This window comes from Pseudoalteromonas sp. '520P1 No. 423' (assembly GCF_001269985.1).
GTDB lineage: Bacteria > Pseudomonadota > Gammaproteobacteria > Enterobacterales > Alteromonadaceae > Pseudoalteromonas.
In genome coordinates, this window is the sequence record NZ_BBZB01000001.1 from 447,287 (window position 1) to 471,365 (window position 24,079).

20 protein-coding genes are annotated in these 24,079 nt (G+C 33.8%); 16 read left to right on the forward strand and 4 right to left on the reverse strand.

What is annotated here, in order from left to right; all coding sequences use genetic code 11:
- Positions 1-99: 99 nt before the first annotated feature.
- The 6 genes from PSA_RS02035 to PSA_RS02060 are packed head-to-tail and all read left to right on the forward strand — an operon-like array spanning position 100 to position 4,982.
- The gene (locus PSA_RS02035; protein WP_082305604.1) at positions 100-873 is read left to right on the forward strand and encodes a DUF3450 family protein; all 774 of its coding nucleotides are present in this window, start codon (positions 100-102) and stop codon (positions 871-873) included.
- On the forward strand, positions 870-2,168 hold the full coding sequence (locus tag PSA_RS02040) for a MotA/TolQ/ExbB proton channel family protein (protein ID WP_052380079.1): 1,299 nt from the start codon (positions 870-872) through the stop codon (positions 2,166-2,168). Before PSA_RS02035 ends, PSA_RS02040 begins: the two co-directional genes overlap by 4 nt.
- 59 nt (positions 2,169-2,227) lie before the next feature.
- Entirely contained in the window at positions 2,228-2,542 is a 315-nt protein-coding gene (locus tag PSA_RS02045) for a MotA/TolQ/ExbB proton channel family protein (protein WP_193216537.1), read from the forward strand.
- Positions 2,532-2,942 (forward strand): biopolymer transporter ExbD, encoded by a 411-nt coding sequence (locus tag PSA_RS02050; RefSeq protein WP_042147909.1) that lies wholly within the window; start codon positions 2,532-2,534, stop codon positions 2,940-2,942. Before PSA_RS02045 ends, PSA_RS02050 begins: the two co-directional genes overlap by 11 nt.
- 4 nt (positions 2,943-2,946) lie before the next feature.
- Positions 2,947-3,615 carry an energy transducer TonB gene (locus PSA_RS02055; protein ID WP_052380078.1) on the forward strand — a complete coding sequence of 223 codons (669 nt, stop codon included), beginning with the start codon at positions 2,947-2,949 and terminating at the stop codon, positions 3,613-3,615.
- Positions 3,616-3,623: 8 nt separating this feature from the next.
- Positions 3,624-4,982 (forward strand): tetratricopeptide repeat protein, encoded by a 1,359-nt coding sequence (locus PSA_RS02060; RefSeq protein ID WP_059364710.1) that lies wholly within the window; start codon positions 3,624-3,626, stop codon positions 4,980-4,982.
- A gap of 514 nt (positions 4,983-5,496) precedes the next feature.
- On the opposite strand, the gene glmS is transcribed toward PSA_RS02060, so the two are convergent.
- The 4 genes from glmS to PSA_RS02080 form a co-directional block, all read right to left on the reverse strand.
- Positions 5,497-7,329 (reverse strand): glutamine--fructose-6-phosphate transaminase (isomerizing), encoded by a 1,833-nt coding sequence (gene glmS / locus PSA_RS02065; RefSeq protein ID WP_042147903.1) that lies wholly within the window; start codon positions 7,327-7,329, stop codon positions 5,497-5,499.
- Positions 7,330-7,395: 66 nt separating this feature from the next.
- Positions 7,396-8,169, reverse strand: a complete 774-nt coding sequence (locus tag PSA_RS02070) for a DeoR/GlpR family DNA-binding transcription regulator (protein WP_042147901.1) — start codon at positions 8,167-8,169, stop codon at positions 7,396-7,398.
- Positions 8,170-8,434: 265 nt separating this feature from the next.
- Complete coding sequence (locus PSA_RS02075) at positions 8,435-9,094, reverse strand: helix-turn-helix transcriptional regulator (protein ID WP_052380077.1); 660 nt, start codon at positions 9,092-9,094, stop codon at positions 8,435-8,437.
- Between the two features lie 286 nt (positions 9,095-9,380).
- The gene (locus PSA_RS02080) at positions 9,381-11,447 is read right to left on the reverse strand and encodes a winged helix-turn-helix domain-containing protein (protein WP_052380076.1); all 2,067 of its coding nucleotides are present in this window, start codon (positions 11,445-11,447) and stop codon (positions 9,381-9,383) included.
- A gap of 227 nt (positions 11,448-11,674) precedes the next feature.
- Here PSA_RS02080 and PSA_RS02085 point away from each other — a divergent pair, with 227 nt between their 5' ends.
- The 10 genes from PSA_RS02085 (at position 11,675) to PSA_RS02130 (ending at position 23,928) form a co-directional block, all read left to right on the forward strand.
- Entirely contained in the window at positions 11,675-11,869 is a 195-nt protein-coding gene (locus tag PSA_RS02085) for a hypothetical protein (RefSeq protein ID WP_042147899.1), read from the forward strand.
- A gap of 98 nt (positions 11,870-11,967) precedes the next feature.
- Positions 11,968-12,987, forward strand: a complete 1,020-nt coding sequence (locus PSA_RS02090) for a hypothetical protein (protein ID WP_127924166.1) — start codon at positions 11,968-11,970, stop codon at positions 12,985-12,987.
- Positions 12,988-13,093: 106 nt separating this feature from the next.
- The gene (locus PSA_RS02095; RefSeq protein WP_042147894.1) at positions 13,094-13,282 is read left to right on the forward strand and encodes a hypothetical protein; all 189 of its coding nucleotides are present in this window, start codon (positions 13,094-13,096) and stop codon (positions 13,280-13,282) included.
- A 67-nt stretch (positions 13,283-13,349) separates the two neighbouring features.
- Positions 13,350-14,384 (forward strand): radical SAM protein, encoded by a 1,035-nt coding sequence (locus PSA_RS02100; protein ID WP_042147892.1) that lies wholly within the window; start codon positions 13,350-13,352, stop codon positions 14,382-14,384.
- Positions 14,385-14,388: 4 nt separating this feature from the next.
- Positions 14,389-15,084: a hypothetical protein gene (locus PSA_RS02105; protein ID WP_042147889.1), complete on the forward strand. Its 696-nt coding sequence runs from the start codon at positions 14,389-14,391 to the stop codon at positions 15,082-15,084.
- Between the two features lie 12 nt (positions 15,085-15,096).
- Positions 15,097-17,211, forward strand: coding sequence for a peptidase domain-containing ABC transporter (locus PSA_RS02110; protein WP_042147886.1), 2,115 nt, complete (start codon positions 15,097-15,099; stop codon positions 17,209-17,211).
- Between the two features lie 28 nt (positions 17,212-17,239).
- Positions 17,240-18,466: an efflux RND transporter periplasmic adaptor subunit gene (locus PSA_RS02115; protein WP_042147882.1), complete on the forward strand. Its 1,227-nt coding sequence runs from the start codon at positions 17,240-17,242 to the stop codon at positions 18,464-18,466.
- 20 nt (positions 18,467-18,486) lie between these two features.
- Positions 18,487-19,191: an ABC transporter ATP-binding protein gene (locus tag PSA_RS02120; RefSeq protein ID WP_042147879.1), complete on the forward strand. Its 705-nt coding sequence runs from the start codon at positions 18,487-18,489 to the stop codon at positions 19,189-19,191.
- A complete protein-coding gene (locus PSA_RS02125; RefSeq protein ID WP_042147876.1) occupies positions 19,185-21,578 on the forward strand; it encodes an ABC transporter permease in 2,394 nt (797 codons plus the stop codon). Before PSA_RS02120 ends, PSA_RS02125 begins: the two co-directional genes overlap by 7 nt.
- Positions 21,571-23,928: a S9 family peptidase gene (locus tag PSA_RS02130; protein ID WP_042147875.1), complete on the forward strand. Its 2,358-nt coding sequence runs from the start codon at positions 21,571-21,573 to the stop codon at positions 23,926-23,928. Before PSA_RS02125 ends, PSA_RS02130 begins: the two co-directional genes overlap by 8 nt.
- Positions 23,929-24,079 lie beyond the last annotated feature (151 nt).

The window sequence follows — 24,079 nt, forward strand, 5'->3', positions numbered from 1 at the left end:
ATAAAACAAATGCAAATGCAAATGCAAACCGTTATCATTTATTGATTTTGAAATATGCTTTATGTATAATTGCACCACTTTTTTTCTGACAGTAGTTTTATGAGCCTTAGATATTTCGGTGCGACAAGTGTCCGCTTGTTCAGCTTTTGCTTTTTGTCTATTTGTGTAATGCAATTTGCTCATGCGGAGCTAACCGCTGGCCGAATCGATAAACTTACTCAGCAGTGGCTTGAGACCGAACGCCAAACCTCACACTTAAAAGCGAATTGGCAAACAGAGCAACCATTACTCGAGCAACGTATTAAGCTGCTTAAAATCGAGAAAAAGCAATTAAACACCTTATTGGATACCAATCAGGTGAATACAAATGAAGTAGAGAAAAAACGAGAACACTTACTTAAAAAGCAAGCACAGATTGAAAGTGATCAATCACTTACATCTGATGCTATCACCCGATTAAAAAATCGCTTAGACAACATAGAATCACTTTTGCCGCCGCCGTTGAAAACAGATTGGCAAGTAGAGCCAAGTGATAACAATGCGGTAGTACTTGAACAACAACTGAGCCGCTTAAGTCGATTAAAAGATTTCAACGAACGTATTACGCTGCATTCAATGCGCCTGCCTAATGATCAAGGTAATGAGGTACTCGTTAAACAGCTGTACTTGGGCTTATCACAAGCCTGGTTCACTAGCCAAAACGGCGAATATTCTGGTTATGGCTTAGTTGAAAACGGTAATTGGCAGTGGCACTTCAGCCAAGAATCAAACAGCAAAAAAATACTTGATGCTATTGCTATTGTCGAAAATCAGAAAAACGCAAGTGACGTCACTTTTGATATCAAGCAATTACCAACAGGAGTAGCGCAATGAAAAAGGTAACCTCAATCTCCTTTTTGCGCATACTACTGAGTTGTTTTGCGGTAACTAGTTTTGCAACGGTGGCAAACACTAATATTGAGCAAGAACTATTAAAAAAAATTAGTACAGCCCAAAAAGAGTTAGCAACAACCGAATCACAAATTGCGAAAACCCGCGGTAAATTAACTAAAACCATTGTTGATTTAGAACACGAACTTGTTGATCTAGAAAAGACAACAATTAGCGCACGTAAAATTGCCGATGATAGAAACCTCAACCTAAGCCAGTTAGAAGACCGCTTGAAACAATGGCAAAGCCAGCAAAACTATCAGCAAAACTTATTACAGCAATTCTTGCGTCTTCATGCCGACTCTGTCACTAAAAATGTCACCACTGAGCAAAAACTGGCTACCGTTGCAGATATTACCGAGCGAGGAGAACTGTGGTTTGAGCCTGCTTTTACATCAGCACAATTAGTACTTGAAAGCGGTCAAATTACCGATGCTGAGCACATTAGCTATGGGCCTACTCACTGGATGTTAGATGGCGAACAAGCCTACCGCGCAGAACGTTCAGGTAAAGAGTGGATTGTTCAACAGCGTTTATCTGAGTCGATGAGTAATGCCCTTTTAGATTTAAAACAAGGCAAACCTGCGCAGCTGAGCTTTGATCCGAGTTTAAGTAAGCTTACTCAAGTACCAAAAGAAACTATTTTAGATCACGTGCACAAAGGCGGCATTTGGATCGTGCCTATTTTAAGCTTTGCATTAGTTGCCTTAGTTATTGCCATAGGTAGAGGTTTCGCCTTGTGGCGCTTACCTAAAGTACAGCTTTTTTCACAATCTGGGCTTGATGCGTTGGTCAATGGTACAAGTGCTCAACCTGTGATGGGTAAAATGCAGTCAACACTATTAGATATGTCAACGTTAGCGAGATCAGAGCAAGAGCGCGATGATTTGTTATTCCAGCAATTGCAGCAAGATAAAAATACCTTAGAGAAACGTCTAACCGCCATTGCGGTTACAGCCTCGGTTGCACCACTATTAGGCTTATTAGGTACTGTTAGCGGCATGATTGAAACATTCCGTATGATGACGTTATTTGGCTCTGGCGATCCAGAAGTGGTATCTGGCGGTATCGCTCAAGCCTTAATTACTACTGAAATGGGCTTAGTGGTAGCGATCCCTGCGTTAATTATCCATTCGATACTCTCTCGCAAAGCAAAAGCCTACCACAGCCTGTTGGAAAACTTTGCATTAATGCTTACACAAACGCCTATTCACTCACAACAAAAGAGTGCTGCATAATGATTGAAACATTGTTTACTCAAATTGTTGGGAGTGGTGTTTGTTGGATCATCCTAATCGTGGCACTTGTCTGTTATCAGCAACTTTTTACTATGTGGATGACGCAGCCAACACACGAAGAAAGCAGTAAAGATATTACGCCAACGCTCATTACCGTGTTGCCATTATTAGGGTTGCTTGGCACCATTATTGGACTTATAGACAGCTTTGTTGCATTACAAACTGGCGCAACAGGCACAGCGTTATTTAGCCAAGGCATTAGTGATGCCTTGTTAACAACCCAACTTGGGCTTTTATTTGCAATTCCTGCATGGACCATTCACGGCATGTTAGTAAGCCGTCAAAATAAGCATGGGTTTGCCAATGGCCAGTAAATTAAAGCAGCGACTCGACCACCAGCAGACAGCACAAGGCATCGATATGTCGCCGTTAATCGATGTCGTTTTTATTTTGTTGATATTTTTTATTGTCACCACAGTATTTGTGCGAGAAACAGGGGTTGAAGTTGATAAGCCCCAAGCGTTATCGGCTTCTACGCTTGAAAAAAATGTCATTCTAATAGCAATTACCGCTGAAGGTAATGTAGTTTACGACGGCAGTAATATTGGTGTTGTTGGTGTTCGCTCGGTCATTGAACAATCTAATGCCGATGACCAGCGCCCTGTCGTTGTACAGGCTGATAAACAAGTACCTACTGAGCAACTTATTGCCGTGATCGATGAAGTAAAGCTCGCTGGCGTTAGTAGCGTAAGTATCGCTTCATTAAAGCCTTAGTATCATGTCAAATACCGCACTAATTACACCAACTCGCCCTGTGCGCCAAATGAAGCAACGCCTATTTACGAGTATATTAAGTATCGCATTTTTAACCACGCTCATGGCAGTGTTAATTGTCGCCCAATACTTACCAAGTCTGATCGAGCCAGAGGTAGAAGTAAGACGTTTAAGTGCCGCTTTACCACCGCCTCCACCACCGCCTGCACAGCCACAAGCTCAGCAACAACAAGATATTACCTTAGATATTGCTATTGAAGGTACAGGGGCAATATTACCCAATATTGAAGTACCAAAGACTATCGATATCGATATCGATAAACCAGACGTCCCTGATATTACAATGAATGAAGTAAGCTTTGTCGACTTTACGCCTAACATAGAAATTTTCAAACTAAATCAACTAGATAGATTACCAAGCCTATTAACCAAAACTCGTATTACCATGCCTGACAGTCTCAAAAAGCGAGGCGTTAAAAAAGTACATATGCGATTAGATATCACGATAAATACGACGGGCAAAGTGACACTTAATCGCATTGTCGAAAACCCTTACGAAGAGCTTAATAAAGAAATTAAACGATTGATTCAACGCAGTAAATTCACTGCACCACAAAAAGAAGGTGTTGCTGTTAAAGCACGTTTTATTTGGCCATTAGATATTACCGCGTGAGAGATACCATGTTATCCAAGAAAACCAAAAACTTAGTTGCTCTAGTATGTGTAACCTTAATGTATTCAAGCGCAACGACAGCGAAAGAATTAACATTAGCATTAGCCGAGCCAGAGTGGACCTTTTTGATTCAAAACAATGCGGTTAACCCTCGGGCATTGCTGCCGTCTGAAAATAGCTTTTTATACAATCTTCAACCATTACTAAAAGCTAATAATTATCAAGAAGTTAGCAAAAAATTAAAGCGCTTCACGCCTGACGAAGAAAGCGGAGCAATGCTGTTGTTACGCGGCCAAATTGCCATGGCGTTAGAGCAGTTTTCGACAGCCAAAACCATGCTCGAAAAGGCTACTATAAAAGAGCCTGAGCTAGCGCCAGCCCATAATGCACTTGCACTGACTTATTTACGTGAAGGCGCATTTGAAAAAGCACGTCCGCATTTACAAAAGGCGATAGAGTTAGGCAAAAGCAGTGCCCAATTAATCGGCCAATTGGCCTACGTTAACATGCAGCTAGGCCATCCATCAGCAGCCGTTGCAGGCTTCCGCCAAGCAGCCTTTTTAGATGCGACAAATAAAGACTGGCAACAGGGCCTACTATTTTCATTGGTGCGTTCAAAGTCGCTTGCACAAGCTTCGGCTTTAGTCGAAAAAATACTTGAACAATCACCACAAGACAAAGAACTGTGGATGTTAAGAAGCCAAATAGCATTACAAAGTGGTGATAACTTACAAGCCGTTAGCAGCTTAGAAAGTGCAATACAATTAGGTGAGAAAACACCTGACAACTTAATGACGGCGATACAACTTCACTTAACCACAGGTAGCCCTAAACGCGCTGTTGAGTTATTGACTCACCCTGCCTTACTCAATAAATCAATTAAGCAGGCACATCAGCACGAACTTATACAAATCACTAAATGGTTAGCTGCTGAGCAGCAATGGGATAATTTGCAGGCGTTATTAACGCGCAGTAAGACACAATCTATCTCTAAAGAACTTAATGTCACCTTAGCTGTTACAGAAGCAAGACTTGGCATTCACAAAGGTGAGGTATCTAAAGCGGAAAAAGTATTAAAAAACGCATTAAAGCTTGCACCAACACAAGGGGAAGCATTAATGGAGTTTGCCAAACTGCTAAGAGATCAACAGCGATATATCCAAGCTAAGCATTATTACTTAAGGGCTGAGGCATTACCTAGTCATCGTGAGCCAGCCATGTTAGGTCGAGCAAAAATAGCTATTGAACAAGGGCAATACAGCGATGCGCTGCACTTGATTGGTCAAGTAGCAAAAGAAAATCCTAAACGCACCGATCTCGTGTCAACTATAGCTACATTGAAAAACCTAGTAAGAAACGATATTTAATTTAGGCAAACGACTGCTGACTGTAACAGCTGAAATAAGTTTTTGTGTATTTAAACCAAAGCAAATTTCTCTAACACCAACCACTTAGGTAGTCTTCTTCGAAAATAAAATATACTATCTAGCTTAACCCCTCAGTGTGCATTCCAAGTTCAATTAAAAGTGAGACTTTAGCTATCAATCAACTAGCCTCTGCTGATATTTAGCAAACACTCAAACTGCTCATTTTTACATGTTTATTTTAAGTTTGGAATTTAAATGAACGTCCGTTGATCGCTCTTAAGGGACATTAACTCTATGTGAGTAATATTATCAAATTACTTATAACAACGTTCGCTACCGATCATTCTTCTTTATTAAAAAATGATCAATCATTAATGTAACTGATCAAACTTAACTTTGTTACATTTCGACATCTGACATAAAAAACCTCCTGTTAAGTTAAACTTATCAGGAGGTTAAAATGACAATCAGACCTTACTGTCTTTCGACAACCTCTAAAAATACAAGATATTGATTATTCTACAGTTACAGATTTTGCCAAGTTACGAGGTTGGTCAACATCAGTGCCTTTGATCACAGCTACGTAATAAGATAATAACTGTAGAGGTATGGTATAAACGATAGGTGCTAGAATATCTTCAACATGGTTCACGTTTACTACACGCATAGTGTCATCTGATTTAAACTCTGACGCTTTATCAGCAAATACATAGATGATGCCGCCACGTGCACGTACTTCTTCTACGTTAGATTTAAGTTTTTCTAATAATTCATTATTAGGTGCAACTACTATGATCGGCATATCAGCATCAATTAATGCAAGTGGTCCATGTTTTAACTCACCAGCAGCATAGGCTTCAGCATGAATATAAGAAATTTCTTTAAGCTTTAAAGCACCTTCCATTGCGATTGGATATTGGTCGCCACGACCTAAGAATAATGCGTTATGTTTATCGGCAAATTCTTCGGCTAAATCTTCAATACCAGAGGCTAAGCTTAATGCTTCTTCTAATTTATTTGGTAATGTTTTAAGTGACTTAATAATATGTGATTGGTCTAAGCCTTTTTCTTGTGCGATACCTGCCACTAGCATTAATAAACCAACAAGTTGTGTGGTAAATGCTTTAGTTGAAGCAACACCAATCTCAGTACCGGCTTTAGTCATAAATGCTAAGTCAGATTCACGTACTAAAGATGAACCCGCTACATTACAAATCGTCATCGACGCCATGTAACCTTGCTCTTTTGCAAGACGTAAAGCAGCTAAGGTATCAGCTGTTTCACCAGATTGTGAAATGGTGACTAATAAGCTATTTTCATGAACAAAAGATTTACGGTATCTAAATTCTGATGCAATTTCGATATTACAACTTACACCTGCATATTGCTCTAACCAGTAGCGCGCAACCATACCTGAGTGATATGACGTACCACATGCAATGATTTGTACATGTTTTACATCTTTTAATATTTCGATGGCATTTTTACCATTAAAAGTACCAAAAGCATCATTAACAACACGATCATCAGTTAAACGACCTTCAAGGGTATTACGTACCGCAACTGGCTGCTCGTAAGTTTCTTTAAGCATGTAATGACGGAATTCACCTTTACCCGATGCATCTTGCGTAATGTTAGATTCATGCACTTCACGCTCAACTAACTCACCGTTTAAGTCGTAAATTTCAACTGACTCACGAGTAACACGTGCAACATCACCTTCTTCAAGGAACATAAAGCTGCGCGTAACTGGTAATAGTGCTAATTGATCAGAGGCGATAAAGTTTTCACCTAAACCTAAACCAATTACAAGCGGGCTACCTGAACGAGATACGATCATTTCATTGTCGTTATCTTTATCAAAAACAACTGTACCGTAAGCGCCTTCAAATAATTTAACCGCGCTTTGTACTGCAGATAACAAGCTATCTGACGTTTTACGTAAATCATGAATGGTATGTACCATTACTTCAGTATCTGTATCTGATAAAAATTCGTAACCTTTTACTTTTAGCTCGTTACGTAATTTTTCATGATTTTCAATAATACCGTTATGCACTAACGCTATTTGATTATTTGATAAATGCGGATGCGCATTAGCCTCAGTAACACCACCGTGCGTTGCCCAGCGCGTATGTGCGATACCAGTAGTACCTTTACAGCCAGACTCATTTAACGCTTTTTCTAAGTTCACAACTTTACCAACTGCTTTTACACTTGATAGCTCAGAGCCATTTAATAAGGCAACGCCAGCTGAGTCGTAACCACGGTATTCAAGGCGCTTTAAACCTTCAACTAAAATTTTATTTACTGGGCGTTCTGCAACAGCCCCAACTATTCCACACATATCTTTCTCCTGCACGGGTGTATGGTTAAATATCAATATCCTTATGGATACGTTATTTGTTTACTATTAATCATTCACATCAGCACAAATAAGTTGTACGCCACAACCTTTAATCGCTTGGCAAATATCTTCAGCCAAGTTGTTGTCGGTTATTAAGGTTGTCACTTTGTGCCAAGGTAATTCTAAATTAGGTATTTTTCGGCCTATCTTGTCAGATTCGACCATTACGATTACTTCTCTAGCAGATTCAGCCATTACTTGGCTTAATCCCATTAATTCATTAAACGTTGTCGTACCCCGGTCAATATCAATGCCATCGGCACCAATAAAAAGCTGATCAAAATCATATGAGCGCAAAACTTGCTCTGCAACTTGCCCCTGAAAAGACTCAGAATGCGGATCCCAAGTTCCTCCGGTCATCAATAATGTGGGTTCATTTTCTAAAGATAATAATTGATTAGCGATATTCATGGCGTTTGTCATTACCAATAATCCGCGTTTATTGGTCAGTTGTGATATTAAAGCTGCCGTCGTTCGACCACTATCAATAATAATGCGATTATGATCTTTAATGAGGTTAGCAGCTGCTTTAGCAATTGCCATTTTTCGACGCGAAACAAGCGCTTCATTACTTTGTGTAACAATTTCTTGCGGTAATGCGATAGCACCACCATAACGGCGCAATAATAAGCCACTTTTTTCTAATGCGGTTAAATCCTTTCGAATCGTAACTTCTGACGTTTCAAATTGTTCAGCCAACACATCAACCGTTACTTCACCAAGATCATTAACTTGGTTAAGTATGGTATGGCGTCTTTGTTGCGTATTTCGTTTGGTCATTTGGCTGCAATTAAGTTTCGATTCGAAAGATAGATGTATTTAAACAAAACTTAACTGAAATAACAATGATCGAGCATCAACAATCGTAGATTTTTATATCAGACTATCTAGTATTGATATTTGAATAAATGAACAGCTAATTGGCAGGATTAATCCCATAAAGTAAAGTTATAGGTTTATTGAAACAAGCTTAAAATACTAATGCATAGTTATCATAAAATAATAAAGCTAAAACAATTACTTGCTTTAGCTTAATGCACTTTAGCTATACTAATAAATGACCATTTAAAGCACATTTAACAATTGCTTGCTGTCGGTTAATACTATCTGTTTTTACTATGCAGTTAGCTAAATGAAAATCAACAGTTCTTTGACTGATAGACAATAACTGACTAATTTCCCATGAAGTTTTGCCATCTGAGGCCCATTTAATACATTCCAATTCTCTTTTAGTCATTTTATGACTATCATCTGCTATTTCTTTTTTGTATTTATTATAGATAAATGAAGATAACATTAGCCAAAACCAGCCTATTTTTTCAACTACCAACCCTCTTTGTTTTTCTGAGTTTAATAAAAAAGTTAAACAAGCAAATTCAGATCCCACACCGTTAATAGGTATAACCAAAATTTCAAGATTATTACTTTCAATTGATGCTTTACCTTTAATAACTAAAGATTTTGGTTCTATCTCATTTAAACAATAATCACTTATATCTATGCTTTTTTTTATTCTTTCTTGCATGTTTATAGGTATATTACCAAGAACACTCACTTCATATTTATTATTCAATTTTGGTTTGAAAATGACTAAACCAGACCATTTATAATTAAATAAATCAGTTACTTTTTCAAAGAATAAAACTAACTGCTCTTTAGAATCAATACAGTTAATTTCTTTAATTAAGCTTTCGATGTACTGCATGTTAACCCCAACTCACAAATTTTAAGAATTACCCTTCCTTTTTGCATGTATCTAATATCTTACAAACACTAAAAGGAGAAATAGAATCTGTTTCAGAGATTAAAATAGAATCTAGTAAAACTAAGTTCATTGTAAAAACTGCAGTTAAAATTATTAATAAATTTAATGATTTCATTATTTGTTGCACCCTATAAATATTTAATAAAAACAGGAATAACTTTAAATAAATAAAAGCATAAAACAATAATAACGATATGACTTTTATGAAAATCACATAAAAGTCACATTATCTGATAGATAGTTTTAAGATTTGAGAACCTTTTATATCTTTTTGAGAAAATAACAATTTATTTTTCTCTTTATTAATAACAAAGGCCGGAGGTACTTTTTCATAGTCGTAAGATTTACTATATTCTTTAACTTTATTTAAATCACTGAGATCTATTTGATGAAATGTTGTTTCTACTAAATCATGACTACTCCAATAAATAGAGCTTTTATGAGTGTCCCAATAAGTATCTGGCTCAATTGATATTTGATATTTTAAATCTAAAATATTTTTAGTTTTTACTGTATATAAATATAATTCACCAGACTCATCTGTCAGTACAAGGTCTGTTTTTAGATATCGAATTGAACGATACCCATCTAGAAATAGTTTTTTCTCTGATGATTCAATATCATATTGTAAAATCACCCAACCACTAAACCTTTTAACCGAATAAAATACATATCTACCATCATCAGAAAATATTGCATCTCCAATAAATTCATCTCCACCAGTGATATATGTTAATTGACTTGTTTTTATACTTATCAGCGCAAATCTATCATTAATTTTTATTAATTCCACAGGTTGATTTTTGTGTGAATTTATTAACTCAATGGGATACTGAGTCTCTAAGTAAGAAACTCTATTTTTTGTTAATGGATCAAATTTAAATAATTCGGTATGAGTTGGCTTAACATCCAAAGCTAAATAGTTGTCAAGTTGATAAGTAAGATGTTTAATTGTTGTTGGCATATCAAAAACTTTATGCGTTCTCCAATTTTTCATAGGTAGTTGTAATTCAACATATATTTTTTTGGGAGGTTGTTTTTCTATTAATAATAAATCATTTTTATTAATGACAGATACAGCGGTCGTATCAACTATATTAGTAGCTATATTTGTACTAAGTACACTTTTCAAATTAAGTTGATATAAACTGTCTTGATCTAGCAACAGTAAATCGTCATCACTTAGCCAATTAATATCTTTTATTTTCTTCGTTTGGGTATGCCGATAAATAATATCATCACTCAATAAGTCAACTACTCTAACTTCATAACTTTTATCATATTTTGACTTCCTGAGCACAGCCATAAACTGGCTATTAGGAGAGATACTTCCACGAATATCTGAATGTGATTCATCTACACTTGATGTAACTCTAGAAGTTTTTGTACTTATTAAATTATACTTAAAGATATTAACGGGCTCATTTATATTTTTTTGCCCAGAGAAGTAAATTATTGAGTAATCTTCCGAGGTGAATACATCACCAATTAAATAAAATCCATCAATCAGTTTTTTTGGAATATAGTCATTTCCAGTATTATTTAAGGTAACTTGATAAATAGATGAGTTGCTTTCTATTAGATCTGAAAAAAATAATAACTCATTATTTCTTGAAAACGCAAGAGAGAAAGGGAAGTGGACATCACCTTGAATTGCAGTAAAATCATGCTGATTTTTTTGCTTAATAAAGACTTTAAACCTACTGTTTTCACTAACTCTCCCTGAGAAAGCAAAAAACTCATTATTTAATGATTGCTCTACCGCAATTTTACTACCAGGTATTGTAGGCAGTACTTTATGTGATGTTTTTACTTCAAAACTACTCCCTAATAAAAAGTGCTGGATACTTAACCCACTAAATAAAATCAAAGATAAAATTATAATGAAATATATCTTTTTTAACTTTAGAAACCTTTTAGCAGGTAATGACTTATTTTCAACTGCCCTTAAAGGCTCTTGTTGAAAGACTTCATTTTTTTTGGGAACATCAAATTCGACTGAGCAAATTAATTTATAGCCGCGCTTAGGAAATGATTGAATATATTTGGGAGATTTATGATCATCATTAAATAACAACCTTATTTTACTAATTATTCTTCTAACTGCAGCATCCGATACGCAACGGCCTTTCCAAACGTTTTCATGTAATTCCGTCATTGAAATATAACGGTCTTTATTTTCACAAAAATACAACAATACAGACAACACTTTAGGTTCTAGTATTACATCAACTCCATCACGAGTGAGTACTATATCCTCTACATTTAATGTGAAACATCCTATTTTAATCACTATACCGTCCTAATTTACCCGAAAAAGATACTCCCCAGTATCAAGCTTGATAATAACTGAATCGAATTTCATTTACTACAAAACACATAAATCAATGATAAATAAAGAAGTTACAGCATAGTCACACATAAATCACAGGTAGATTATTGCTCGTTATTTGTCTTAATTTACATTTATATGCAATGTAAAAAGCCAAAATAAGACTTTAACAATAAAAGGGAATAACGATGAACAATTCAAACTTGAGCAAAAATACAACAGTAGAAGCAATAAGAACTAATGAAGGATTCATCGAAATTACCAGTTTAGAATTACTCGATGAAATGGTTGGTGGCTTAATTAGCCCAGAAACAGCTTTATGCCAACTTAAGGAAGAGCATCTTAACACTACAAAACATTATTCAGCAGATGGAATTAAGTAATGAATGCTACTCAAAGTACATTTACTCCTTATTTCAAAAGGCTTACAGAAACAAGAGATTTGAATTCTTTATCTAATATAGACAACTGGTGTCAAAAAATGAGTCTAGAATTTAATGAAAGTGTTAAAAATAATAACGGTTTAGAGTTAAAAAAAAACAAAACATTAAGTTGGATATTTAATGCCTACCCTCTGATTTTAGCATACCAAGGAAAAACAGAGGAGAGTGAGCAAACTCTCAATAAAATCATTAAGTACTGGTCAATATCGCATAACAAGCAAGCAGATACTGAAAAATTAAAAAACTTAGTAGATCCTAGCGTTAACTTAGCAAGGTTACATAGGTTAATGCGAAATAATAAGTTTTGGCCGACTTTTAATAAAATAAATAGATTTTCAAATGATAGAAAAGTAGAGCTAGGAGGCTTCACTGTAGGTGAAGCTGAACTACAAGAACATTGGAAAATGTTAAAGGTAGTATCGCTTGATGAACAACTAAAAACATATATTTCTGAATCTAAATTCGTTGAAGTTTTAAACTTAAAAAGTCAATTATCTGAAAAGACATATATGGAGTCTATTTATTTAGAGTCTGAAATAATATCTTTACTTGCATTAAATAAATTTGAACAGGCGGAGCAATTATCAAAACAAGGCATGAATCAAAGTAACTGTATAAAAAGAGGTATCTACTTATACAGATTATATGAATCGTACAAAGGACAAAAGAAATATAAAAATGCAAAAACGGTTATGGAACATTTAATTGATAAAATGGAGCAAACATCTTTAAATAGCCTAACAAAGCTAATTTTTTCCTCTCGTATCATAGAAGAAGCAAACCTCAAACCAACCTCTTTATTAGTAACGCAAACCTTAGAACAATACCAATTAATAAATGATGAATTTAATTATGGCATGCTACTTTGTTCATTATATCAAAACTATCCAAATAGTGATTTAAAAAGAAAAATACTCGATATTGCAACACTCACAGATTACATAATATTGCGAAAAAAAATAAAAGTAATTTTAGGTTATTTACCAGAAAAACAACCCTCTGAGTGGTGCTCAAAAATTACAACGTTATTAAGTTCAACCTTAGAAGAAACACCATAAAAATATTAAAACCTAGTATATTTACCAGTTTTTAAATTAACTGATCAATACATAATGAAGTTGTCTTAAAAACAAACGTAATAAACTAACTAAAGGAAGTAATACAATGACTGATAAATTAGAAAACATTAAAAACGAAGAAATTAAATTAAACAAAGATGGTGAAATTGAACTAAGTGAAGAACTAACAAATGCAATTGCAGGTGGTTTTTCACCAGAAGATGAAAATGAAGATGAAGCAATAAATGGTAGCTGTCCAACATTAAATGGTTCATGTGGCAAACAATTAAAGTAAAACTAAAGCTAATCTGCTACATGAAATACATCATGTAGCAGTATACTTTTAACGTAGGATTTAATTAATGACTACCTCAGTAGAAAAAATTCAAGGCTTCTCCAAACAACAATTAATAAACAGCTTAAGTAACGAACAATTTCAGTTAATTCTTTTCCCTACAGAGCAATGTAATTTCAGATGCGTATATTGTTATGAAGACTTTGAAATCGGAAAAATGCCTGATTGGTTAATTGAAGCTACCAAAAAATTAATATCTAATAAATTACCTAAACTTTCTAAATTTCATTTTAGCTGGTTTGGTGGTGAGCCATTATTAGCCAAAGATGTTGTTTTTAATATAGCTGAATATACTTTTAATTTAGCAAAACAATTAAATTGTGATGTATCTGGAGATATGACCACAAATGGATTATTGCTAGATATTAAAACTCTAGAAAAACTCATTTCATTAAAACAAAATAGTTTTCAAATATCTATCGATGGTGACAAAGAGTCCCATGATAAAACTAGAGTAACTCGCACTGGGCGAGGTAGCTTTGATAAAATATGGCAACGTTTATTAGATGCTGCAAACACTGATCTTAAATTTTCAATTACCTTAAGAGTTCATGTAACAGACCTTAATCAAGATAGTGTTCTTGATTTCTGTAATCGTTACGATAAATTTTTAGCAGAAGATTCAAGGTTTAAGTTATTTTTTAAAGCAATTGAAGATCTAGGTGGTAATAATAAAGTTGATGTAAATAGTCTTACATCACAAAAATCAGCTACAGAACTAGTTTCCCAACTCACAACTAGTTACTCAGATCAAAGTGTAAAACTAGGCTCAAAAGGAAATTATATTTGTTATGCAGGTAAACCAAATTCCCTTTCAATTCGTGCTAATGGCAATTTAAATAAATGTACTGTCGCATTGAATGATGACAGAAACTCTATTGGTAAAATAAATAAAGATGGCTCTTTAGACATTAACAATCAAAGGTTTAGCTCTTGGGTTCAAGGCTTTTCAACTCTTGATAGCTGGCAAATGGGTTGTCCTTTAAGCTATATGAATCACCATAATTCAGTTGGTGATATTCAATTTAAAAAAGTAGGTTAAAATAATGTCTGTAATAAATATGTTTCGTAAAGAAGCATTAAGGAATCAATATAAATCTCAAGAGTTTGGTCACTCAGTGATCAAACAACCTAATATTATTAATCAAGCTATATGGGTTTTATGCTTTATTATACTTCTTATAGTGATTTGTATTAAATTTATTACGCTAGCTAGCACTCAAAACTTTAATATCAGTATTGCAGTAGATAATTATCAGCCCCTAGTAGTACCTTCACCGAGCATCATAAAAGAACAATTAGTTCAAGAAGCTGAACAAGTAGATAAAAATCAATCTATATATTTATTATCCAACATAAATGAAACCCAACCAAAACAATATTACCTTAGAGCCCCATCTTCTGGATTATTTTTTCATTTAAACACAGATAGCAATATCAGTTCCCCTTATAAGCCTATCGGGTTTATTTTAAAACACAACTCCAATAATGAGTTCTCTTTTTGGTTAAAAGACAAACCGAAAAAAACGATTTTAGTTGGAGATAAAGTCAAATTAACAATTGGTGAAAAGAAACTTGAAGGGAAAATATCCATGATGTTGGGTAATTTCACCAATAAGAAAGGTAAAAAAATCTTTATCAAATTTAAAAGTTCACGAGATCTATCATCATTATCCCCGAAAGCAGAAATGCAACTGTCTTTAAAGCAGCAACCAAAATCTATTGCTCAACTACTCAACTAGCTGAGGTATACAATGCAATTATCAGATTATATTGATTTCAAAACAACAAAATTACCCATATTTCTACAAAGCGAAGTAGCTGAATGCGGCATTACATGTTTAGCTATGATTGCTTACTACCATGGTTATAAAATTAACATGCTTGCCATGCGTCAAAAATACCCAGTTGGTATTCAAGGGATCACCGTAAAACAAATTATGAAAGTGGCTGATGACATTGGTTTATCAGGCAGAGTACTCAAATTAGAATTAGGTCAATTAGCTAAAGTAAAAGGCCCAGCCATCTTACATTGGAACTTTAATCACTTTGTAACTTTATGCTCTGTTAATAGAAGAGGTGTCGTTATCCACGACCCAGCAAAAGGTAAAATAAAATTAGACTGGAATCAGCTATCCGAATCATTTACCGGTATTGTTATTGAATTAACGCCTTCTTCAAATTTTGAGAAAAAAGATGATCGCGTAAAAATGCCTTTAACAGCCTTTATTGGAAAAGTAGAAGGGCTTGGAGCTTCTTTATCGAAAATTTTTATCATTGCAATCATTTTACAATGCTTATTTTTAGTCGCTCCTTATTATATTCGCTTAGTAATAGATCAAGGAATACCCTTATCTGATAACAGCATGCTGCTTTGGCTATTAGGTGGCTTTATTACAATCACTTTACTAACATCTGCAAGTAATATTCTTCGCTCCGCAGCTATTTTATATTTAGATAAAAATTTAGGCTTTCAAGTCAAAGCCAATATCCAACGTCATTTATTGCATCTACCCATGTCTTTTTTTGAAACTAGGCATATAGGTGATATTAAATCTAGATTTGAAGCATTTAACGAAGTACAAAGAATGATCAGCCGAGGGTTTATTTCAGCAGTGGTTGAAGGATTATTAGGGATCACTACCTTAATAATTATGTACAGTTACGAGCCATCTCTCGCTATTATATCTCTTTCCTTTTTAATATTAACTTTAATGGTTAGATTATTTTTAACTAGCAAAGAAAATAAACATTTAGAGCAAGCACTTTCAAAGCAAGCAAAAGAAAATAGTCATTTCATCGAGACTGTTCGAGCTATCCAGCCAATTAAAAGCTATGTCAAAGAGAGTGCCAGACTCTCCTCATGGCTAAATTTATTTGCAGATACAACTAACGAAAATATTAAAAGAGAAAAAGTTGTTATTGCAGCTGAAATTAGCCAAGAGTTCCTCAGTAAATTAGATTACCTAATTGTTATTTTTTTAGGCGCTTTATTAATAATTGATAATGTTTTTACTGTTGGTATGTTTATCGCTTTTTTAGCTTATAGACAGCAATTTAGTAACAGTGCACAAACTTTAGTTGACCAATTATTTCGGTTTAGACTCGCATCCACTTATTTACGTCGCATGTCAGATATCGTTCTTCAAGAGCAAGAAACTGACAATAGCACTCAACACTTAATAAAAGATAATATCAAAGGGCATATAGAAATACGCAATTTACATTTTAGATATAGTTCATCTTCAGTTTGGTTATTTCAGGGGTTAAGTTTTGAGATACAAGCGGGTGAGTCTGTCGTAATTACAGGAAGATCAGGTTTAGGTAAATCGTCACTATTAAAACTAATGACTGGACTTATCAATGCAGAGCAAGGTGATTATTCTCTCGACGGTCAATCAATTAAAAGTATAGGGACTCGTAACTTCCGCTCAATATGCGCCACAGTAATGCAAAACGATCAACTTTTAAATGGTTCTTTAATCGAAAACATCACATTTTTTGAACCAAATCCAAATTTAGACAAAGTTATTGAAGCTGCAAAAGGTGCTTATATTTGGCAAGAAATTCAAGCTATGCCTATGGGATTACACTCTCAAGCAGGAGATTTAGGAAGTTCCTTATCTGGAGGGCAAAAACAAAGACTACTATTAGCGAGAGCTTTATACAGCCAACCTAAAGTTTTATTTTTAGATGAGGCAACAAGTCATTTAGATAGCAAAACAGAAATGCATGTAAATCAATATCTAAAAGAAAAATGCATCACTCGCATAAGTGTTGCTCACCGCCAAGAAACAATCGAAAGTGCAGATAGAATTATCGATTTAGAAAGCTTAATCAAAAATAATAAAATTGAACTAGCTAGCTAATAAAACTAGTAATAAGAGTCTATAAATAATGAAAATAAATTCAAAAAATATATACAAAGGATTAATCGGTTTATCAGTTATCATGATAATTTCTGGCTGGCAACTCGGCTATGCTGATAATGCACATTTTATTTCTCGTGATTCCATTAGTATTGATAAAGTTCAAAATGGTGATTTTTCGATAAAAATTGAAGGGTATGGTTTATTACAGTCAATCAATAAACGCTTACTCACTGCAACCAGTAATGCAGTTGTTGATGAAATAAAATTAAAAGCAGGGGCAGTTGTTAAGCATGATACGGTTATTTTAAAACTTAAAAATCCAGAGCTTGAAGGAAAGTTACGCCAAGCACTTGCGAAACTAAAAAATACAAAAACTCAAAAACGACAGATAGTACTACAACAACAAAGAGAAATGCTTAATAGCAAATCGAACTTATCTGAGTTACAAGCCCAAGTTGAAATAGCGATGTTACAAGTAGAAGCCGAACGAACTTTAGCAAAATCAGGGATCATTTCTGGTATTAACGCAAAAAAAAATGAATTAAAAGCTAAGCAATTAATTAACAGAGTTCAGTTAGAAGAATCGAAAATAGCCAAATTGGTTATGATGCAAAAGGAAGCGACATCAATTCAAGATGACTTAATAGCTCAATCGAGTGAAGAATTTGAAGTAGCAAAACTGATGGTTGAACAGCTATCTGTCAGAGCAGGTATAAATGGCGTTATTCAACGCTTTCCCTTAAATTTAGGTCAAAGTGTTACTGCTGGAACTGAGCTAGCGTTAATTGGTAGTTTATCCCCATTAATTGCAGAAATAAAAGTACCTCAAATTCAAGCCCATTTAGTCAGAGCTGGTATGCAATCTGAAATCCAAACATTAAATAATCAAATTACTGGGCAAGTTGTCCGTATTGATCCTGTTATTAACGAAGGCGCAGTACAAATAGACATTAAACTTGTAACTAACAAGCTTGATGGGATTAAACCAATGCAACAAGTCGATGCCACTATTTTTGCTCAGGTGCAAAAGAATACAAACTATATAAAAACACCAACTGGGGTGAATGAAAATAGTACTGTGATGTTATATAAATTAACTGATGATAATAAAGCCAGCCAAGTAGAAGTTCAATTTGGTAAAACATCAGGACAATTGATTCAAATAATTTCAGGTCTTAAGGCCGGAGATAAAATTATTACCTCTCGACTCGATTTAAACTCCAACACAAAACAAATAAAGATTGGTAGTTAATACTAAGAAAAGGCATAACAATGAAAACTGAAATATTAAAAATTAACAAAATGACGAAATCCTTTTCTTCTTGTGATCAAGTAACTCAAGTATTAAAAGGTATTAGCTTTACAATTTATGATGGTGAGTTTGTATCTATATCTGGTCCTTCTGGTTGTGGTAAATCAACCTTACTTAATATTATGGGGTTACTCGATACGTCACAAACTGGCGAATATTATATAGATGGTTTACTTGTCTCAGAAATGAACGCAACTCAAAGAGCGCAAATAAGAGGTAATAGAATAGGTTTTGTTTTTCAATCATTTAATTTAATTGATGAGATATCCATTTTAGATAATGTAGCACTACCATTAAAGTATAGAGGCGCAACCTTACAAGTCCGTCACGCTCGCGCATTAGAATGTTTAGATAAAGTTGGCCTATCTGATAAAGCTAATTTACTTCCTAACCAGATTTCAGGGGGTCAACAACAAAGAGTTTCAATAGCTCGAGCTTTAGCGGGTGATTCTGGCATTATGCTCGTAGATGAACCAACTGGTAATTTAGATTCAAAAAATGGTGATGCTATTATGTCGCTACTTCAAGATTTAAACCAGCAAGGTACAACCATTGTTTTAGTAACTCACGATCCCAGATATGCCGATATGGCTTCTCGTAGTATAAAACTAAAGGATGGTTTAATTTTACCTGATGAAACAATTAAGGTTGCAACAGCATGTTAATAAAAACAGCCTTACAAACATTTAAGCGTGCAAAACAATATTACTTAACAACAGTGATAACCTTAGCTCTTACATTATCTATGGTATTAAGTGCGTTTAGTTTAGTTGATTTAGTGTTTTTTTCTCCTTTACCCTATAAAAATAGTGACAATATTTATTTATTAGAAGGTACTTTAGAGTCGAAAAGTTATTCAGGACCTGGTACAAATTCACAAATAATAGAATATATAAAAAGTAATAATACTGTATTCTCTGATGTGGCTACTTACCATCAATGGTCTAATTATAAATTATTTGATAATCAAAAAAGACCTGAAGTAAATGTAATTTTAGCATCAAATAATTTATTCGAAATACTCGGTGTTCAAGCTCAATTAGGCCGCCTATTTAGCGATAAAGAAAGTTTAGGTAATAAACAAACATCTATTATTTTAGGGTATCGCACTTGGCAACAAGAATATAATGCCGACAAAAATATTATCGGTAAAAAAATCCAATTAAATCAAAGAAGATTTACAGTAATTGGTGTTGCGCCAGATAATTTAGTTTTACCACAATTAAGCAATATAAATTCCGCCTTTTGGATCCCGATAGATATGGATGAAACTTTCGATCCTAAAACGGCTAATGGCTTTATGGGTGCCTTTAAAGGTATCGCTAGAGCAGAATTAAATCAATTAGACAATGCCAAAGAACAAATTAAAACGTTGTCTGATACTGCTGCACAATTATATGCACCAAATGTATTAAAAGACTTTAAGATTAGTGCACAATTGACAGATTTTAATACTGCTTTAAAAGGTGATAGCGGTAATATTGTATTAATGTTATTACTCGGTGTACTTCTGTTAATGCTCATTGCTTTAATTAATTTATCAAGTATGCAATTAGCTAAAGCAGTAACAAAAATAAAGTCTATTGCTATTAGCTTTGCCTTTGGTGCCACTAACAAGCAATTGATTATTGAATCGTTTAAACATAATACGATTGTTATCAGTATTTCAGTAATATTTGCGCTGATTCTTACGCAAACAAGTTTTGAAATCATCCAGCAACTTGCCTCAAACTCTATTCAAAGATTAGATACTTTAGCTATTAGTTTTAATACCATTTTAGTTTCAGCTTTATTAACTATATTAATTGCCTTGTTATACTCCTATATTGAATTGAGTGTCGTTAAAGAGAAGAGCTTAACTGATAGCTTACAAAGCAGTGGTAAAGGTACTGGTAAACAAATAAGTTCAGGCGTAAGCCATAGTCTAATAGGTCTGCAAATTTTATTTTCTTTTTTAGTTTTAGTTTCTGCTAGTCATGTTGTCTTAGATACTTTGGCAGAAGCTTTAAGGGATTCTGGAATCGATACTGAAAACAAATGGTCATTAACTATAAATTACGCCAATATCAAAAACTCAGAAGAGCGTATCAATTTACATAAATCGATAATAAATCAGCTTTCGAAGTTAGATTCTATAGATAGTGTTACTGTAACATCGGAATCTAGATTGCCAGAGTCACTTAATGTAAACCAAGTTTATGATGAAAATAACCAATATATTGCACAAGCTAGAAAAATTTTAATTGGTCATGATTATTTACACCAACTCGGTATTACGGTGGATGGTAAGAATTTTAGCAAAGGTGACAGAGAACTAAATAACTACCCTATATTAGTAAATCAACGATTAGCTGATATTTTAGCGACTAACAATCAAGAAGTAAGAGCACAAAAAATCAGTTTAGATGGAAAGACGCAACACAAAATTATTGGTGTAACGAGTAATATAAATGTACCTGGGAACCAAGAAGACGAGACTTATGAAATTTATATTCCCAAAAGCTATTCAGGTTGGCGTCAATACTCTTACTTAATTACAACATATGAACCATTATTAGTTGAGCAACAAATAATAAACAACATAACTGAAATAGATAGTAGATTAGATATCAATCGCTTAGCATCTTTAACACAGCTTTTTGATGAAAAAAGAAAACATCACCTTACCGCTGCTTGGATTTCAATTGTTTTAGCAAGTGTTTCTCTACTGATGGTATGTATTGGTATCAATGGTATTGTAAATTACCTCGTACAAGTTCGCCGTTATACATTAGGCGTAAAACTAGCTATGGGAGCAGATAACCGCCGTTTACTTAAAGACAGTATCATTGAATTAATGCAACCTATATCAATGAGCTTGATACTCGCCTTTTCAATCTGCTTTTTAGTGGTTGGTTATAGTATTTCTAATCCTAACTTTACGCTACCTGTGAATTGGGGACTTATTCTTAGTATATGGGTTGGATTGTTCATTATTTCTTTGATAGTTAGTTACTTTCCCATTCAAAAAACTTTAAAACAAGATCCTATTAAGGCACTAAGAAATGAATAATCTATCAGTTCTAGTTTTATGTTTTTATATTTCAATATTCTCGGTAAATTTAAGTGCTATTGAGCCTCATTACTGGAATAAATTAATGGATAGTTCTAACGAACAATATTTAGTTTTATCACCAAATTATGAACAAACTTTATTATTACATCAAATTAATTATCCTTCGATTGAAACACTATCAGAAGGGAGAGAAGCCTTAGGTGGTCTTGAGTTTTATTCTCAAAATACAAATTCACCTAAAAATGATATATATAGCCACCTTACTTTAGTTAATGCTAATAATGAGCAATCAATTATCAAGCCTAAATCAGGGGTTATTTTAGATTTTAACTGGTCACCAAACTCAAAATTAATTGCTTTATTAGTTCATTACAATCATAAAACAACATTATGGTCGTACGATATTCAATTCCAAAAATTACAACAATTAAGCAATAAAAACCTATCAACCAGAATTGGTGGTCGACATTTACGCTGGTTGCCAGATAATAAGACAATATTAGTAAAACAAGCAAAAAATCAATTTTTACCACCTATTAAAAATTCATTAAAGCCAAAAATAGAATCTACCGAACTTCAAAAAATACAAGGGAGAACCTACACTCACTTATTAAATGATGAAATCAAACAACAAAGATTTAAGTCATTTACAGATTCAAAACTAATAAGCATTAACATAAAAGGAGAAGTTAATACTTTAAATCATACTAGTATGGTTGATGATTTTTATGTTTCACCCAACGGACAATATCTTTTAATTTCAAGTTTACCAACTAAACTATCAACTCTAGTTCCATATAAAAAATGGGGGCGCCAATATTACATTCTCAATTTAGCAACAAATAAATCAAAATCTCCATTACCTCAATTAAAAGATAAATATAAGCTTAAAAAAGATAGTGTTCCGATAGGATCTCGAAGTGTTCAATGGCTACCATTTGAGCCTGCGACTATCTCATGGGTTGAAGCTGTGGATGGAGGTGATATGGCTAAAGATTTATCTATCCATGATCATATATACAAAATGCCTTTTCCATTTAATGAACAAAAAGATTTAATACTATCAACCAAATGGCGCTATTATGATATCTACTGGAGTAAATCTGGAACAGGAGTTTTACAACAATGGCGATACAAAGATAAACAAGCTTTAACCCAATTAATTCATTATTCAGACTTAAACAGTGTTAAAACATTATCACAAAGAGATTATCGTGATAAATACCAAGATATTGGAGATCCATATAGTGATAGAACCTCGATGGGTAATAGAGTTTTAGTTGAAGACGCACTCAGTAATATATTTTTTATGTCACTAGGTCAAAGTAAAACAGGTGTAACACCTTATGTAGATTCATATAATAAAACCGATCGAAATCGTGTTTTTACTAGCAAAGGCAGTTCTTTAGAAGTTCCTATAAAAATCACACCAACTACATTGATTATAAAAAAAGAAGCAGCTGATAACCCACCACAATATATACGTCTAACAGGTCAACAAAAAAAACATGCTACTATCATTTATACTGATAACAGCCAAATGCAATTTAAACACAAGCCTGAGTTAATTAATTATCAAAGAAATGATGGGTTAAACTTACAAGGTACATTACATTTACCAAATAGCTATAATTCAAAACAAGATAAAAAATACCCTGCTGTTTTATGGATCTACCCTAAAGCTTTTAAAAATAAGAAATTAAGCGAACAAAACACGATAGCAACGAATCAGTTTAGAAAATTTAACCCTAATGGTCCTTTAGTTTTTTTACATGATAATATCGCTGTTTTTGAATCACCTTCTATGCCAATAGTAGCTGAAAATAATGGGCAACCAAACGATCTATTTATAGAACAGTTAATCATGAATGCTCAAGCAGCTGTAATCGCTTTAGAGAAAACTGGAAAAGTAGATGTTAAGCACCTTGCTATTATGGGTCATTCTTATGGTGCCTTTGCTGTAACTAACTTGCTTGCACATACTGACTTATTTAAAGCTGGGATAGCTAAGAGTGGAGCCTATAATCGCACTTTAACCCCTTTTGGATTTCAAGGTGAGAAACGTAATTTATGGCAGGCAAAAAAAAGCTATTTAGATATGTCTCCATTTTTATTTGCTGACAAAATAAATGAGCCTTTATTATTGGTTCATGGTGAAAATGATTTAAATACTGGTACTTACCCAATTCAATCTAAACGAATGTACCAAGCTTTAGTGGCGAACAATAAAACAGCTAAATTAATCATGCTCCCATTTGAAGGTCATAATTACAAAGCTAAAGAAAATTTAAATCAAGTACTTATTCAACAGTCTTCTTGGTTAAAAAAATGGTTAATCGTCAATTAATACACTCTAAAATTTTATAAATTAAGTTAGGTGTTAATGTTTAATTAAATATATAGCATCCTAACTTAAACCCCTAAGTTAAAGTAATGATCTTATATTTTAAATAAATTACCTAAAATTAAGATTGAACCTGTATTAATATAAATGTAAT

Coding starts and splice junctions, on each gene's coding strand:
- PSA_RS02100 (WP_042147892.1), top strand. CDS start 13,350: ATGACTACCTCAGTAGAAAAAATTCAAGGCTTCTCCAAACAACAATTA.
- PSA_RS02035 (WP_082305604.1), top strand. CDS start 100: ATGAGCCTTAGATATTTCGGTGCGACAAGTGTCCGCTTGTTCAGCTTT.
- PSA_RS02040 (WP_052380079.1), top strand. CDS start 870: ATGAAAAAGGTAACCTCAATCTCCTTTTTGCGCATACTACTGAGTTGT.
- PSA_RS02115 (WP_042147882.1), top strand. CDS start 17,240: ATGAAAATAAATTCAAAAAATATATACAAAGGATTAATCGGTTTATCA.
- glmS (WP_042147903.1), bottom strand. CDS start 7,329: ATGTGTGGAATAGTTGGGGCTGTTGCAGAACGCCCAGTAAATAAAATT.
- PSA_RS02120 (WP_042147879.1), top strand. CDS start 18,487: ATGAAAACTGAAATATTAAAAATTAACAAAATGACGAAATCCTTTTCT.
- PSA_RS02130 (WP_042147875.1), top strand. CDS start 21,571: ATGAATAATCTATCAGTTCTAGTTTTATGTTTTTATATTTCAATATTC.
- PSA_RS02060 (WP_059364710.1), top strand. CDS start 3,624: ATGTTATCCAAGAAAACCAAAAACTTAGTTGCTCTAGTATGTGTAACC.
- PSA_RS02075 (WP_052380077.1), bottom strand. CDS start 9,094: ATGCAGTACATCGAAAGCTTAATTAAAGAAATTAACTGTATTGATTCT.
- PSA_RS02070 (WP_042147901.1), bottom strand. CDS start 8,169: ATGACCAAACGAAATACGCAACAAAGACGCCATACCATACTTAACCAA.
- PSA_RS02050 (WP_042147909.1), top strand. CDS start 2,532: ATGGCCAGTAAATTAAAGCAGCGACTCGACCACCAGCAGACAGCACAA.
- PSA_RS02090 (WP_127924166.1), top strand. CDS start 11,968: ATGAGTCTAGAATTTAATGAAAGTGTTAAAAATAATAACGGTTTAGAG.
- PSA_RS02055 (WP_052380078.1), top strand. CDS start 2,947: ATGTCAAATACCGCACTAATTACACCAACTCGCCCTGTGCGCCAAATG.
- PSA_RS02095 (WP_042147894.1), top strand. CDS start 13,094: ATGACTGATAAATTAGAAAACATTAAAAACGAAGAAATTAAATTAAAC.
- PSA_RS02110 (WP_042147886.1), top strand. CDS start 15,097: ATGCAATTATCAGATTATATTGATTTCAAAACAACAAAATTACCCATA.
- PSA_RS02085 (WP_042147899.1), top strand. CDS start 11,675: ATGAACAATTCAAACTTGAGCAAAAATACAACAGTAGAAGCAATAAGA.
- PSA_RS02125 (WP_042147876.1), top strand. CDS start 19,185: ATGTTAATAAAAACAGCCTTACAAACATTTAAGCGTGCAAAACAATAT.
- PSA_RS02105 (WP_042147889.1), top strand. CDS start 14,389: ATGTCTGTAATAAATATGTTTCGTAAAGAAGCATTAAGGAATCAATAT.